This is a genomic window from Gillisella vitis (assembly GCF_001541345.2).
In the GTDB taxonomy this organism is placed as follows: Bacteria; Pseudomonadota; Alphaproteobacteria; order Rhizobiales; family Rhizobiaceae; genus Allorhizobium; species Allorhizobium vitis.
In genome coordinates this window covers 549,812-563,102 of record NZ_LMVL02000003.1, presented here as the reverse complement: position 1 = coordinate 563,102, position 13,291 = coordinate 549,812, and the positions used below count along the sequence as shown (strand labels likewise).

At 57.5% G+C, this 13,291-nt stretch carries 14 protein-coding genes; all 14 read right to left on the bottom strand.

The window, feature by feature from the left end:
* The 14 genes from ASB66_RS12795 to ASB66_RS12730 all read right to left on the bottom strand — a co-directional run bounded on the left by ASB66_RS12795 (nucleotide 1) and on the right by ASB66_RS12730 (nucleotide 13,254).
* A complete protein-coding gene (locus ASB66_RS12795; protein WP_060715587.1) occupies nucleotides 1–576 on the bottom strand; it encodes a P-loop NTPase family protein in 576 nt (191 codons plus the stop codon).
* A gap of 78 nt (nucleotides 577–654) precedes the next feature.
* Nucleotides 655–1,626 (bottom strand): lipoyl synthase, encoded by a 972-nt coding sequence (gene lipA / locus ASB66_RS12790; RefSeq protein WP_060715588.1) that lies wholly within the window; start codon nucleotides 1,624–1,626, stop codon nucleotides 655–657.
* A 38-nt stretch (nucleotides 1,627–1,664) separates the two neighbouring features.
* Nucleotides 1,665–1,913 (bottom strand): GlsB/YeaQ/YmgE family stress response membrane protein, encoded by a 249-nt coding sequence (locus tag ASB66_RS12785; protein ID WP_015915932.1) that lies wholly within the window; start codon nucleotides 1,911–1,913, stop codon nucleotides 1,665–1,667.
* 92 nt (nucleotides 1,914–2,005) lie between these two features.
* Entirely contained in the window at nucleotides 2,006–3,451 is a 1,446-nt protein-coding gene (lpdA, locus tag ASB66_RS12780) for a dihydrolipoyl dehydrogenase (protein WP_060715993.1), read from the bottom strand.
* Between the two features lie 78 nt (nucleotides 3,452–3,529).
* Nucleotides 3,530–3,796, bottom strand: a complete 267-nt coding sequence (locus tag ASB66_RS12775) for an HP1242/YdcH family protein (RefSeq protein ID WP_060715589.1) — start codon at nucleotides 3,794–3,796, stop codon at nucleotides 3,530–3,532.
* Nucleotides 3,797–3,892: 96 nt separating this feature from the next.
* A complete protein-coding gene (locus ASB66_RS12770) occupies nucleotides 3,893–4,531 on the bottom strand; it encodes an SGNH/GDSL hydrolase family protein (protein WP_060715590.1) in 639 nt (212 codons plus the stop codon).
* A 63-nt stretch (nucleotides 4,532–4,594) separates the two neighbouring features.
* Nucleotides 4,595–5,929, bottom strand: coding sequence for a pyruvate dehydrogenase complex dihydrolipoamide acetyltransferase (locus ASB66_RS12765; protein WP_060715591.1), 1,335 nt, complete (start codon nucleotides 5,927–5,929; stop codon nucleotides 4,595–4,597).
* Nucleotides 5,930–5,944: 15 nt separating this feature from the next.
* Nucleotides 5,945–7,330 (bottom strand): pyruvate dehydrogenase complex E1 component subunit beta, encoded by a 1,386-nt coding sequence (locus tag ASB66_RS12760; RefSeq protein ID WP_060715592.1) that lies wholly within the window; start codon nucleotides 7,328–7,330, stop codon nucleotides 5,945–5,947.
* Between the two features lie 20 nt (nucleotides 7,331–7,350).
* Complete coding sequence (gene pdhA / locus ASB66_RS12755) at nucleotides 7,351–8,397, bottom strand: pyruvate dehydrogenase (acetyl-transferring) E1 component subunit alpha (protein WP_060715593.1); 1,047 nt, start codon at nucleotides 8,395–8,397, stop codon at nucleotides 7,351–7,353.
* A gap of 367 nt (nucleotides 8,398–8,764) precedes the next feature.
* Nucleotides 8,765–9,076, bottom strand: a complete 312-nt coding sequence (locus ASB66_RS12750; RefSeq protein ID WP_060715594.1) for an FtsB family cell division protein — start codon at nucleotides 9,074–9,076, stop codon at nucleotides 8,765–8,767.
* A gap of 181 nt (nucleotides 9,077–9,257) precedes the next feature.
* Nucleotides 9,258–10,532 (bottom strand): phosphopyruvate hydratase, encoded by a 1,275-nt coding sequence (gene eno / locus ASB66_RS12745; RefSeq protein WP_060715595.1) that lies wholly within the window; start codon nucleotides 10,530–10,532, stop codon nucleotides 9,258–9,260.
* A gap of 86 nt (nucleotides 10,533–10,618) precedes the next feature.
* Entirely contained in the window at nucleotides 10,619–11,473 is an 855-nt protein-coding gene (gene kdsA, locus ASB66_RS12740; RefSeq protein WP_060715596.1) for a 3-deoxy-8-phosphooctulonate synthase, read from the bottom strand.
* A complete protein-coding gene (locus ASB66_RS12735) occupies nucleotides 11,470–12,321 on the bottom strand; it encodes a VOC family protein (protein ID WP_060715597.1) in 852 nt (283 codons plus the stop codon). The genes kdsA and ASB66_RS12735 overlap by 4 nt, the downstream gene beginning before the upstream one ends.
* A 252-nt stretch (nucleotides 12,322–12,573) precedes the next feature.
* Complete coding sequence (locus tag ASB66_RS12730; RefSeq protein ID WP_060715598.1) at nucleotides 12,574–13,254, bottom strand: hypothetical protein; 681 nt, start codon at nucleotides 13,252–13,254, stop codon at nucleotides 12,574–12,576.
* Between the last annotated feature and the right edge of the window lie 37 nt (nucleotides 13,255–13,291).

Sequence of the window (13,291 nt, the reverse complement as noted above, 5' to 3'; positions counted from 1 at the left end):
CTACCTCCGCTCGCTAGCACCAAAAGCCGTTAGAAACTCGTTGGTCTGCCGATGCGACCTGAGAACGACGATGGGAAGATCGGCCCGCGCATTGTCAAACTGCGCCTGAAACTGCGGCACTTCTTTCGCCTCGAAATTCCAGACGTATTGGAGAAACGGCCAATCGATCTTTTCAGGACATCCCGGTGCCATCTCTGGCCTTACCTTTCCGCGATGTTTCAGCCAACGCTTCAATACACCGTAGATCGATCGGTGGCGCGGCGGACGCATCCAAATGACCATGTCGGCGCGCGCCAGCCTGGCTGGCAGGCTGCCGGGGCTGTTGCCGTCGATAATCCACCGCTCACCGGCCACGAACTGCTGCATCCGCTCAAGCGCTTCCGGCCTGGGCCGCAGCTTCCAACCGGGCAACCAGAAAACGTCGCGATCCAAGGAGATGTAGTCGAGGCCCAGCCGCTCGCACAGAATTTGCGATAGTGTACTCTTGCCGCTGCCGGAGCAGCCGACAACGCAGATGCGCTTGGCCGAGGTCAACAGTGCTGCCGCATCGTCAAGCTTGTCGATATATCGGGCCATGCATCACCCCGCAAACGTGAAAGCCCGACGCTTATAGGCGACGGGCTCCAATCTCGGCAAGCATCATGTAGCGGAAATCTACTCCGCAGCAGCAAGCAATTTCTTTTCGCGGTTGGCCTTCAGCCGGGCAAAATCGTCACCGGCGTGGTGAGAGGAGCGGGTGAGCGGGCTGGAGGCAACCATCAGGAAGCCCTTGCTATAGGCGATATCCTCATAGGACTTGAACTCTTCCGGCGTCACAAAGCGTTCCACCTTGTGGTGCTTGCGGGTCGGCTGGAGATATTGGCCAATGGTCAGAAAATCCACGTCCGCAGTGCGCAGGTCATCCATCAATTGCAGCACTTCGTTGCGCTCTTCGCCAAGACCGACCATAATGCCGGATTTGGTGAATATCGTCGGGTCGAGTTCCTTGACCCGCTGCAACAGCCGAACAGAGTGGAAGTAGCGGGCGCCCGGACGGACCGTGAGGTAATTGCCTGGAACGGTTTCCATATTGTGGTTGAAGACGTCAGGCTTGGCAGCAACGACGCGCTCCAGCGCACTAGGCTTTTTCAAAAAGTCTGGCGTCAGGATTTCGATGGTCGTGGCTGGCGAAGCTTCGCGGATGGCCCAGATCACCTGTTCGAAATGCTCGGCACCACCATCGGCCAGGTCGTCGCGGTCTACAGACGTGATGACCACATGAGAAAGGCCCATCTGCTTGACAGCCTTGGCCACATTGGCAGGCTCTTCGCGGTCAAGCGCATTCGGCTTGCCGGTTGCCACATTGCAGAAGGCGCAGGCGCGGGTACAGATCTCACCCATGATCATGAAGGTGGCGTGCTTCTTTTCCCAGCACTCGCCGATATTCGGGCAGCCGGCTTCTTCGCAGACGGTGACCAGCTTGTGGGAACGCACCAGTTCGCGGGTTTCCTGATAGCCCTTGGAGGTCGGAGCTTTCACCCTGATCCATTCCGGCTTGCGCAACACTTCCGTATCGGGCTTGTGAGCCTTTTCCGGGTGGCGGATGCGCTTGTCGTCCGGCTTGGTTCTATCGAGGATGGTAACCATCGTGTTTCCTTTGCCGCCGATGAGCGGGTTTTAAGTATTTATTTCCGCACCAGCTTGGCGACGAACAAAAGAATGCAGGCGCCGATAAAGCTGGTAATCAGGTAGCCCACCCAGTCGCTGGCGACGAAAATGTCAAAGCGCCGGAAGATGGCATTGGCGATGACCGAGCCGATAATGCCGATGACGATGTTCATGAAAATGCCGAAGCGCATGTCCATCAACTTGCCTGCCAGCCATCCGGCCAGACCACCCACGAAGATCGCCGTCAACCAGCCCACATTTTCCATCGTCTACCCTTTGTTGCCCGCCCCGTTGGCGGGCTCGCCCGGCCCCTATATAGCGAGCCGGGCAATGTCTCGCAACGTCACTGTCCAAAGGGTCAGGCGTTCAGGACTTTGCCGTAGGCATCAAGCACGCTTTCCTTCATCATTTCCGACAGTGTCGGATGCGGGAAGATGGTGTGCATCAGCTCTTCTTCTGTGGTCTCCAGGTTCATGGCAACCACGAAGCCCTGGATCAGCTCGGTCACTTCCGCGCCGACCATATGCGCGCCGATCAACTCGCCGGTCTTCTTGTCGAAGATCGTCTTGATCATGCCATTGTCTTCGCCCAGCGCGATGGCCTTGCCATTGGCGTTGAAATTGTAGCGACCAACACGAATCTCGCGACCCTGTTCTTTTGCCTTGGCTTCGGTAAGACCGACCGAGGCGACCTGTGGGTTGCAATAGGTGCAGCCAGGGATCAGAGACTTGTTCATGGGATGAACATGCGGCAGACCGGCAATCTTCTCGATGCAGACCACGCCTTCATGCTCAGCCTTATGGGCCAACATTGGCGGACCGGCAACATCGCCGATGGCATAGAGGCCCGGAACATTGGTCTTGCCATAGCCGTCGATGACGATGCAGCCGCGATCCGTCTTGACGCCCAGCGCTTCCAGACCGAGATTTTCGATATTGCCCTGCACACCGACAGCCGAGATCAGCCGGTCAGCCGTAATCTGCTGTACCTTGCCATCCTTGGTCTCGACATGAGCCGTGATGGAGTTGGCACCCTTTTCGACCTTGGAAACCTTGGCCTCGGTGATGATCTTCAGGCCGCGCTTTTCCAGTGCCTTGCGGGCGATGGTGGAGATTTCCACGTCTTCCACTGGCATAATATTGGCCATCAGCTCGACCACAGTGACATCGACACCCATCGAGCGATAGAAGGACGCAAATTCGATGCCGATGGCGCCAGAACCCATAACGACGATGGATTTCGGCATGAAATCCGGCTTCATCGCTTCAAAATAGGTCCAGATCAGCTTGCCATCTGGCTCAATCCCCGGCAGAGCGCGCGGACGCGCGCCGGTGGCGACGATGATATGCTTGGCGGTATAGGTCCCCTCGCCCAGCACGCCCTTCGGAACCGGGTTCTGCGGCTGTACGGCCGGTTTCGACGATGCGCCGACGACGATCTCGTTTGGCTTGGTGAGCTTGGCCTCACCCCAGATCACATCGATCTTGTTCTTCTTCATCAGATAGGCAACGCCGCCGTTAAGGCGGGCCGATACGCCGCGAGACCGGGCAACAACGTCTTTCACATCGGCGGTCATGGTGCCGTTCAGCGTCAGGCCGTAGCTCTTGGCGTGATTGGCGTGATCGAGAATTTCCGCTGACCGCAGCAGCGCCTTGGTGGGGATACAGCCCCAGTTGAGGCAGATGCCGCCAAGATGCTCGCGCTCGACAATCGCGATTTTCAGGCCAAGCTGGGCGGCACGGATCGCAGTCACATAGCCGCCAGGGCCGGACCCGATGATGATGACGTCATAAGCATTCGACATGGGCGCTTCCATTCCTCGGTTTCCTTGGGGCCAGGCCCTAAAGCCCAACCCGTGACGGGACTGGAAGCGCAACCGGCTTTATAGCACCGGCGTCTCGGCCTCCGGTTCATGACGAACCAGCATCCCGTAGATTTCGTCCTTGAGCCGCATCCGCTTCTTCCTGAGGTCTTCCATATGGAAGTCGTCGAGCGGCTCTATATCGGTTTCAGCGCGGTGAACCTGCCGGTTGATCTCGTGATAGGCATCGAACAGCCGGACGAAATGGCCGTCCGTTTCCTTCAAATGCCGCATCAGAGTCACAAATTCCGGAAATTCCTCTGCCAGTTCATGCGGAGTGTTGGACATGATCTTTCCCCCTTCAAGGTTGCAAGATCACTTTAAACCCGCCACATGGTCATTCCTTGATTCCAATCAACCCGCGTTACCGTCGATGCTTTCCCTTCACAGGCCCAGCATCATCCGCACCACCGGCTCCAAACCGCGCCCGATGGCGCGGGTATTGTCAGCATCGAGATGAATGCCATCCAGCGGCGTGGTCTTGGCCACCGAACCGGCATCGAAAAACCCGCAGCCCAATTCATCCGCCGCATCGCGGTACATGCTGGCCAGCATTCCGCCTTCCTCGATCGAATGATTGAACATTGCTCCGAACATCACATTGGCGGTCTCGCGGATCGGCGGCGGCGACACAATCAGCACATCCGGGCCTTCGAAATCGAAGCCCCAGTCATGCTGATGAACCAGCTTCACCAACCGCTTGATACCGCTCGTCGCGCCAATCGCCGTACCCTGAATGCCGCGCTTCAAATCATTGGTACCCAGCATCAGGATCACCAGATCCAAAGGCTTGTGGGTTTCAAGAATGCTCGGCAACAGCCTCACGCCATTGCGGTCGCAATCCGCCAGATGATCGTCATAAGCAGTCGTGCGCCCGTTCAAACCTTCGGCAACGATCCTCACGCCATGACCAAGCGCCTTTTGCAACACGCTGGTCCAGCGGTCCTCATGGGCGTGACGGCCAAGGGCGACTGGGTCATATCCCCAGGTCAGACTGTCGCCGTATGCGAGAACGGTTCTCATTCGTGGCCCACCTTGCAGAAACGAGAGGGGAAAGGTGAATAAAGCCACCCCTCCCCAATTTCATCAGACCAGCATGCCCATCGGGTTTTCGATGTAGCGTTTGAACGCACCGAGAAGTTCGGCACCCAAGGCTCCATCAACCGCACGGTGGTCGGTGGACAGCGTCACCGTCATGACATTGGCGATTTTCATTTCGCCCTTCTTCACGACAACGCGCTCTTCACCAGCACCGACTGCCAGAATGGTGGCATGCGGCGGGTTGACCACGGCGGCAAAGTTCTTGACGCCCATCATGCCCATATTGGAGACCGCTGTTGTGCCGCCCTGATATTCTTCAGGCTTCAGCTTGCGGCCCTTGGCGCGTGCGCCCAGATCCTTCATTTCGTTGGAAATGGCGGACAGGCTCTTCAACTCGGCCTGGCGGATGATCGGGGTGATCAGGCCGCCGGGGATCGACACAGCCACGCCGACATCGGCATGCTTGTGCTTGACCATGTTGGTGTCGGTCCAGGAAACGTTGGCATCCGGCACATCGCGCAGCGCCAGAGCCATGGCCTTGATGACCATGTCGTTGACCGAGAGCTTGTAGACCGGCTTGCCGTCCTTTTCGGGAGCGGCGGTGTTGAGCTGGGCGCGAAGCGCCAGCAGGGCATCCAGTTCGCAATCCACGGAGACGTAGAAATGCGGAATGGTCTGCTTCGATTCCAGCAAGCGCTTGGCGATGGTCTTGCGCATGCCGTCATGTGGCACAAGCTCGTAGGAACCTTCGGCAAACAGCTTGAGCACGGCATCGTCAGACATGCCCTTGGCCAGCGCCGGAGCAGGTGCCGCGCCAGACGCCGCAGGAGCGGCAGCAGGCTTTGCACCACCGGTGCTGACAGCCTTTTCGACGTCGCTCTTTACCACTCGGCCCTTCGGACCAGTGCCGGAAATCGCCTTGAGATCAAGACCGGCTTCCTTGGCGAGACGACGGGCAAGCGGTGACGAGAAGACACGGTCGCCGGAGGCGGCTGCCGGAGCAGCGGCCTGAGGGGCAGCAGCAGGAGCATCTGCCTTGGCAGCAGGAGTTTCGGCCTTTGGAGCTTCGGCCTTGGGTGCCTCAGCTTTTGCTGGAGCGGCTGCACCGCCACCAGCCGCAGCAGCCGAGACATCCTCGCCTTCAGCGGCGAGAATGGCGATCAGCGCATTGACCTTGACGCCTTCGGTACCAGCGGGAACAACGATCTTGGCAACGACGCCTTCATCGACCGCTTCCACTTCCATGGTTGCCTTGTCGGTTTCAATCTCGGCGATCACGTCGCCAGACTTGACGGTATCGCCTTCCTTGACCAGCCACTTGGCCAGATTGCCCTCTTCCATCGTGGGAGAGAGGGCCGGCATGGTGATATTGATCGGCATATGCCTCGCCTCCCCTTATTTGTAGCAGACGGATTTAACGGCCTGGACCACTTCGCCGACATTCGGCAGAGCGAGCTTTTCAAGGTTGGCCGCGTAAGGCATCGGCACGTCCTTGCCAGCCACGGTCAGAACAGGTGCATCGAGGTAATCGAAGGCTTCGCGCTGAATGCGGTTGGCCACGAAATCGCCCACGGACGACTGCGGATACCCTTCTTCCACCACGACCAGACGACCGGTCTTCTTGACCGATTCGATTACCGTCGGCAGATCCATCGGACGGATGGTGCGCAGGTCGATCAGTTCGACATCGATGCCAAGCTTGGTCAGCTCTTCCACGGCCTTGGTCGCATAGGTCATGCCAATGCTCCAAGATACGATGGTGACATCCTTGCCGGTCTTGTGAACGCGTGCCTTACCGATGGGCAGAACGAAATCATCCAGCTTCGGCACATCGAAGCTGTGACCGTAGAGAATTTCATTTTCGAGGAAGACCACCGGGTTCGGATCGCGGATCGCGGCTTTCAGCAGACCCTTGGCATCAGCTGCCGTGTAGGGCGAAATCACCTTCAGACCGGGGATCTGGCTATACCATGCGGCATAGTCCTGGCTGTGCTGGGCGCCGACGCGGGCCGCAGCGCCGTTCGGGCCACGGAACACGATGGGCGCGCCCATCTGACCGCCGGACATGTAGAGCGTCTTGGCAGCCGAGTTGATGATCTGGTCAATCGCCTGCATGGCGAAATTGAAGGTCATGAACTCAACGATTGGACGCAGGCCCGCCATGGCGGCACCCACGGCCACACCGGCAAAACCATGCTCGGTAATCGGGGTATCGACCACGCGGCGGTCGCCGAATTCAGCAAGCAGGCCCTGGGTGATCTTGTAGGCACCCTGATATTCCGCCACTTCCTCGCCGATGATGAACACATCGTCATTGGCGCGCATTTCTTCGGCCATGGCTTCGCGCAGCGCTTCACGCACGGTCATCGACACCATTTCCGTTCCGGCCGGAATGGACGGATCGCTTGCAGCACTGGAAATCGGCTGCGCCGGAACAGGCGCAGAAGCCGAACCGGTTTCTGTCGGCTTTTCTTCCTGTGCAACGGCAGGTGCTGCTGCTTCTTCAGCCTTGGGAGCCGAAACGTCGGAAGCGCTTTCGCCATCCTGCAACAGCACCGCAATCGGCGTGTTGACCTTGACGTTCTGGGTTCCGGCTTCGATCAGCAACTTGCCAATGACGCCTTCATCCACGGCTTCCACTTCCATGGTTGCCTTGTCGGTTTCGATTTCGGCGATCACATCGCCGGATTTTACGCTATCGCCTTCGGCTTTCAGCCATTTGGACAGCGTGCCTTCCTCCATTGTCGGAGACAGGGCGGGCATGAGAATATTGATTGGCATGGGCTAACCCTCCCTCTCGCTTACAACAGGATGTCGGTGTAGAGCTCGGATGCATCCGGCTCCGGATCGGCTTGGGCGAAATCGGCGCTGTCGGCGACGATATCGCGCACGTCCTTGTCGATCAGCTTGAGATCGTCTTCGTTGGCCCAACCCTTTTCCAGGAGACGCAGCCGGACCTGTTCGATCGGGTCATGCTCGGAGCGCATTTTCTGCACTTCGTCCTTGGAGCGGTATTTGGCCGGGTCAGACATGGAGTGACCGCGGTAGCGATAGGTTTCCATTTCCAGGATGACCGGGCCCTTGCCGGCGCGGCAATGCTCGACCGCCTGCACGGCAGCAGCCTTGACGGCGCGCACATCCATGCCATCCACCTTGAAGCCGGGGATGTTGAAGGACACGCCGCGCTGGGAGAAATCCGTCTGCGCCGAGGCGCGGGCAACGGATGTACCCATGGCATAACGGTTGTTCTCGATCACATAGATGACCGGCAGGTTCCACAGGCGCGCCATGTTGAAGCTCTCATAGACCTGGCCCTGGTTGGCCGCGCCATCGCCGAAATAGGCGAGAGAGACATTGTCATTGCCGCGATACTTGTTGGCGAAGGCCAGACCCGTGCCGAGCGACACCTGGGCGCCGACGATGCCGTGACCGCCGTAGAAATGCTTCTCCTTGGAGAACATATGCATGGAGCCGCCCTTGCCCTTCGACAAGCCGCCGCGACGCCCGGTCAGTTCGGCCATCACACCGCGTGCGCTCATGCCGCAGGCCAGCATATGGCCGTGGTCACGATAGCCGGTAATGACCTGATCACCAAGCTTCAGCGCCATCTGCATGCCGACAACGACAGCTTCCTGGCCGATGTAGAGGTGACAGAAACCGCCGATGAAGCCCATGCCGTAAAGCTGACCGGCCTTCTCCTCGAAGCGGCGGATCAGAAGCATTTCGCGATAGGCTTTCAGCTCCTTTTCGCGGTCGAATTCTTCAATCGTCCCCACAGCGAAATCACCTTTTACAGGCTTTGCTGCCGGTTTGCGGCCTGAAGCAGTCGCGTTTTTGCGCGGTGCCATTCATCCCTCCCTGAGTTGTGTAAGGGTTTTTGATTGGCACACACCATATGCAAGAATGGGACAGGCCGCAATGCATTAAATGCATGCCTTCTATTCCGTATAAACACCAGATATTTAATAATTTTTTCCGATTAACTGGATTTCAGTTAATTAATAATACCCTAAATATCACGGGCATTATCGCGAATGGAATGTTTCAAACTAGTGGAATGAATTTGACATTTGATACCCCCTTGCCGCACCCTCGAGGATCAAATGTCAAATTCTTAAATTCCACTAGAAAACATAGGCTTGCTAGTGGTCCTGGAGATTCCGACATTTGCTCTCGAGGGTGCTGCAAACGGAGGCAAATGTCGGAATCGGACCACTAGCGATTGAAAATTACGATCTCGTCAGGACGCGACATATTCAGCTGATAGCGGGCTTTCTCATCGATCATATCGCGCTCAAGCGAGCCATCGCTGAGTAATTTTACCTGCGTTTCCAGCTTTTTGCGGTCGTGAATGAGCACTGCCAGCTCTTTGCTCCGCTCGGCCCGCACGACATCGAAATGCTCACCGGCCTTCAACCCGTAATCGCCATGAATGCTGTGATAGCCGAAATAGCCAATAAAGGCGATGGTAACGGCAGGAAGGACCAGGCGTCCAAATTTACGGTTCTTATGGTGACGTGTCCACATTCTCGATTTGGCCTTGCAACGCACAACATCTTTGCATCGACATTAGAGCCATTTGCTTAACCGAGTATTGACCTTGTTGCGAAAAAGTTCGGCCCCAGTTCAATGCAAAAAGCCCGCACCGTTTGCACGGCGCGGGCTTGAGTGAAAAATCGTTGCGGAACAACCAGCTCCGCCAGCCGGATCAGGCCTTCAGAATCGACGTACCGGCATAAGCGGCCTGCGGTCCAAGCAGTTCCTCGATGCGGATCAGCTGATTGTACTTGGCCAGCCGGTCGGAGCGCGACAGCGAACCGGTCTTGATCTGTCCGCAATTGGTGGCAACGGACAGGTCGGCAATGATCGAGTCTTCGGTTTCGCCGGAACGATGCGACATGACGGCGGTATAGGCAGCCTTATGCGCGGTCTCAACCGCATCGAGCGTTTCCGACAGCGAACCGATCTGGTTGACCTTGACGAGGATCGAGTTGGCGACACCCATGCGGATACCGTCGCGCAGGCGAGCGGAATTTGTCACGAACAGATCGTCGCCTACCAACTGAGTCGTCGCACCGATCTTGTCGGTCAGATATTTCCAACCATCCCAATCGTCTTCGGCCATGCCGTCCTCGATGGAGATGATCGGATATTTGGCAGCCAGTTCAGCCAGATAGTCAGCCATGGCTTCCGGCTCCAGCGTCCGGCCTTCGCCTTCCATAACGTATTTGCCGTCCTTGAAGAATTCGGTCGAAGCGCAGTCGAGCGCCAGATACATGTCTTCGCCCGGGCGATAGCCAGCCTTTTCGATAGATTTCATTATGAAATCAAGAGCTTCCGGCGCACTCTTCAAGCCCGGCGCGAAGCCACCTTCATCGCCGACATTGGTGTTGAAGCCCTGCGCCGACAGTTCCTTCTTCAGCGTATGGAACACTTCCGAGCCCATGCGCACGGCGTCACGGATATTCTCCGCGCCGACAGGCATGATCATGAATTCCTGGAAGTCGATTGGATTGTCAGCATGTGCGCCGCCATTGATGATGTTCATCATTGGCACAGGCAGGATGCGGGCGTTCGGACCACCGACATAGCGATAGAGCGGCAGGCCGGAGGCTTCTGCAGCGGCCTTGGCAACGGCCAGCGACACGCCGAGAATGGCATTGGCGCCGAGGCGCGACTTGTTCGGTGTGCCGTCCAACTCGCGCATGATCGTGTCGATCTGGATCTGGTTTTCAGCGTCATGGCCGCCGATGGCGTCATAGATTTCGCTGTTGACGGCTTCGACGGCCTTTTCGACGCCCTTGCCCAGATAACGTGTGCCGCCATCGCGCAGCTCAACGGCTTCATGGGCGCCTGTGGATGCGCCCGACGGAACCGCTGCGCGGCCCATGCTGCCATCTTCCAGATAGACATCGACTTCGACGGTCGGGTTGCCGCGGCTGTCGAGAATCTCGCGGGCAATAATGTCGGTAATAGCGGTCATGGTCACTCCCTGCTGTAAAGGCTGAACAAGGCTCTGTTCGCCCTGTCTTAGCCGATGAATTGAAAATTACAATGACATGGTCTAGGTCAGGCCGCCTTGGTGACGGCGTCGAACGCCAGCAGCTTTTCCAACAAGCGCTCAAGGTCCTTCAGGTAAACCATATTGGGACCGTCAGACGGCGCATTGTCAGGGTCCTGATGCGATTCGATGAAGAGGCCCGCCACGCCAACCGCCACGGCGGCGCGTGCCAGTGTTTCCACGAATTCGCGCTGGCCACCGGTGGAGCCACCCTGCCCGCCCGGTTGCTGTACCGAGTGCGTGGCATCGAAAATCACCGGCGCACCCATGCCTGCCATGATCGGCAGCGAGCGCATGTCAGAGACCAGCGTGTTATAGCCGAAGGACGCGCCGCGCTCGCACAGCATGACATTGGGGTTACCGGACAGCGTGATCTTTTCCATCACATTCTTCATGTCCCAAGGCGCTAGAAACTGGCCCTTCTTGACATTCATCGCCCGGCCCGTTTTTGCCGCAGCAATCAAAAGATCGGTCTGGCGGCACAGGAAGGCCGGGATCTGTAACACATCGACCACTTCAGCCACTTCGGCGCACTGGTCTTCGCTGTGAATGTCAGTCAGGACAGGAAAGCCAAATTCCTTTTTAAGGTCGGCAAAGATCGCCAGTCCCTGCTCGATGCCAATACCGCGTCCAGCCTTCAGCGAGGTGCGGTTGGCCTTATCGAAAGAGGACTTATAGACAAGGCCAATGCCGAGTTTGTCGCAGATTTCCTTGATCCCGCCCGCCATCATAAAAGCGTGCTCGCGGCTTTCCATCTGGCAGGGACCGCAGATCAGCGAAATTTTAGCACTGTTGGAGAAGGAAACCGTCTTGGCGCCTTCGCCAATGGTGACGGTTGCATTCGGCAGGGCAGAAGCGGTCATGGCGTATTCTCCTCAAACAGAAAGGCAACGCCCTGTCCGGGCGCAGCCGGGACGGTAATGCCGCCCGCTAGTCTCTCATGGGCAACGCCATTAGCAGCCAGAACCGCCGCTGTCACCTCAAGATCAGCAACCGTAAACACCAGTGCCTCGGCCACCAGGGCCTTGTTCTTGGTCTCGCCGGAAATGATTTCCATCGACAGGTTTGCGGCGTCGAAGGCCATTCCATTGGTGGTTTGCCTGCCCTTGGCACCAAAAACCGTCTGCCACCATCCAGCATAAAGGTCCGGCTGGGGCGCATAAAAAAACACTCGTCTCAGTCCTGTGACACCATTGGCATGGCTTTCAAGCGCGCTGCGATCGGCCGGAAGCGGATCGATCCGCTCGCAGGTGAACAGGAAGAATGGCTCCACCTCCCGAGCTGCGAAGGCGAGTCTGAAACTGGCAACCGTTTCGCTGCCATCCGGCAGCCGCACAGGCCGCGAAAATTCCAGCATTTTGCCGCCCTTCATTCCGGCAGCAACAAAAACTTCATGGTCGGCGCTGGCATCGTTGGAGGCCGTGACGATAGCCGAGACGCCCTCGGCATGCCCTTGGCGGAATATCCGGTCATGCGCCAAAAATGCATTGCCTTCAGCATAGGCCACATCGACAGCATTGCTGTCGCCGATCGCCAATGGCTCCAGATAGATCCCATCGGCCAGAAACACACAGGCATTGATGGTGCCGAATGGATGACGTCCGTCCGGCGCGACCGTGAAGCCAAGAGCGGTCAGGCGGTTTCGCGCCGCCTCCAGCGTTTCCACGGAAAGCACCAGATGATCGACAGGACGAGCATTTGTGTTGGACATTTTGAAAACTCACTGTGGAGCGATGACGTTAGGTTACGGCGAGCTTAATGCGCCATATATTGTGAACTAAGCTTTATATCTGCTGCATAATTTTCTTCTTAAACCGCAACCGATTCAAGGAATGACGCAGCAAGGCTCGAAGATATGAACACATCCCCGAGCCCTGAAAGCACTACAAATATCTCAAATACATCAAATGCTTGAGATATTTTCAAAAGGCATACGAACTGCCGATCGTCAACGATATCGGTACTAATTGGTATCGAACTTCGGTGGCGTAAAATCAAGCAGGTCGCGGCGATAGGTTTCCACCACCATGCTGATCGGCGTTCCATCCGGCACACTCAGCAATGCCTTGTGCTGGAGAACATAGTCCGGCACCGACAAGGGATTGCCGCTGGCCGGTGGCACCGAGCTGCCCATCTCCCATCCTTCGGGCAGCGGCTTCCACAACAGCTCGGCAGATATCGTGTGCCGCTGGAAATGCAAAGGCTGCACCACCCTGCCAAACGCACCATCGGTCGTGTCGAGCACCTTGTTCATGTCATCCGTCAACCGGGCCGGCACATACCAATTGTCGGCTTCAGACAGGATACGGTCGCCGCATTTCAGCCGCACGCGGCGATAGCCGACCTTGTCACCATCGGCGACTTTGAGCGCCGCGCGGATCTCACCCGTGGCGGGCTTGTCGACATCCTTTACCCGCTCGGCAATAATTTTTGCTCCATCCGCTAGCTTATGGGTGCTGCACCAGCGGTCCAACGTCAGCGTCGCACTGTCATGGCTCAGCAGGTCGGCATTCAGCGTTTGCAATACGGCAAGCGCCTGCAACCGCGACACAGGCGTATCCGGCCAGGAGGCGGGCGCGGCAGCAAGGCTCAGGGAAGAAACGGTCATGGCGGCAACCACAGCTGGCAGGAATAACAAACGCATGCAAGCTCCTGAAATAGAAGGAAAAACTCTAACGGAA

What these genes read in the sequence shown, in the direction of transcription:
- kdsA (WP_060715596.1), bottom strand. Translation starts at nt 11,473, where the DNA reads ATGACCGCTTCTGCCCTGCCGAATGCAACCGTCACCATTGGCGAAGGC.
- ASB66_RS12765 (WP_060715591.1), bottom strand. Translation starts at nt 5,929, where the DNA reads ATGCCGATCAATATCACCATGCCGGCCCTCTCTCCCACGATGGAAGAG.
- pdhA (WP_060715593.1), bottom strand. Translation starts at nt 8,397, where the DNA reads ATGGCACCGCGCAAAAACGCGACTGCTTCAGGCCGCAAACCGGCAGCA.
- ASB66_RS12730 (WP_060715598.1), bottom strand. Translation starts at nt 13,254, where the DNA reads ATGCGTTTGTTATTCCTGCCAGCTGTGGTTGCCGCCATGACCGTTTCT.
- lpdA (WP_060715993.1), bottom strand. Translation starts at nt 3,451, where the DNA reads ATGTCGAATGCTTATGACGTCATCATCATCGGGTCCGGCCCTGGCGGC.
- ASB66_RS12785 (WP_015915932.1), bottom strand. Translation starts at nt 1,913, where the DNA reads ATGGAAAATGTGGGCTGGTTGACGGCGATCTTCGTGGGTGGTCTGGCC.
- ASB66_RS12795 (WP_060715587.1), bottom strand. Translation starts at nt 576, where the DNA reads ATGGCCCGATATATCGACAAGCTTGACGATGCGGCAGCACTGTTGACC.
- lipA (WP_060715588.1), bottom strand. Translation starts at nt 1,626, where the DNA reads ATGGTTACCATCCTCGATAGAACCAAGCCGGACGACAAGCGCATCCGC.
- ASB66_RS12770 (WP_060715590.1), bottom strand. Translation starts at nt 4,531, where the DNA reads ATGAGAACCGTTCTCGCATACGGCGACAGTCTGACCTGGGGATATGAC.
- ASB66_RS12775 (WP_060715589.1), bottom strand. Translation starts at nt 3,796, where the DNA reads ATGTCCAACACTCCGCATGAACTGGCAGAGGAATTTCCGGAATTTGTG.
- eno (WP_060715595.1), bottom strand. Translation starts at nt 10,532, where the DNA reads ATGACCGCTATTACCGACATTATTGCCCGCGAGATTCTCGACAGCCGC.
- ASB66_RS12760 (WP_060715592.1), bottom strand. Translation starts at nt 7,330, where the DNA reads ATGCCAATCAATATTCTCATGCCCGCCCTGTCTCCGACAATGGAGGAA.
- ASB66_RS12735 (WP_060715597.1), bottom strand. Translation starts at nt 12,321, where the DNA reads ATGTCCAACACAAATGCTCGTCCTGTCGATCATCTGGTGCTTTCCGTG.
- ASB66_RS12750 (WP_060715594.1), bottom strand. Translation starts at nt 9,076, where the DNA reads ATGTGGACACGTCACCATAAGAACCGTAAATTTGGACGCCTGGTCCTT.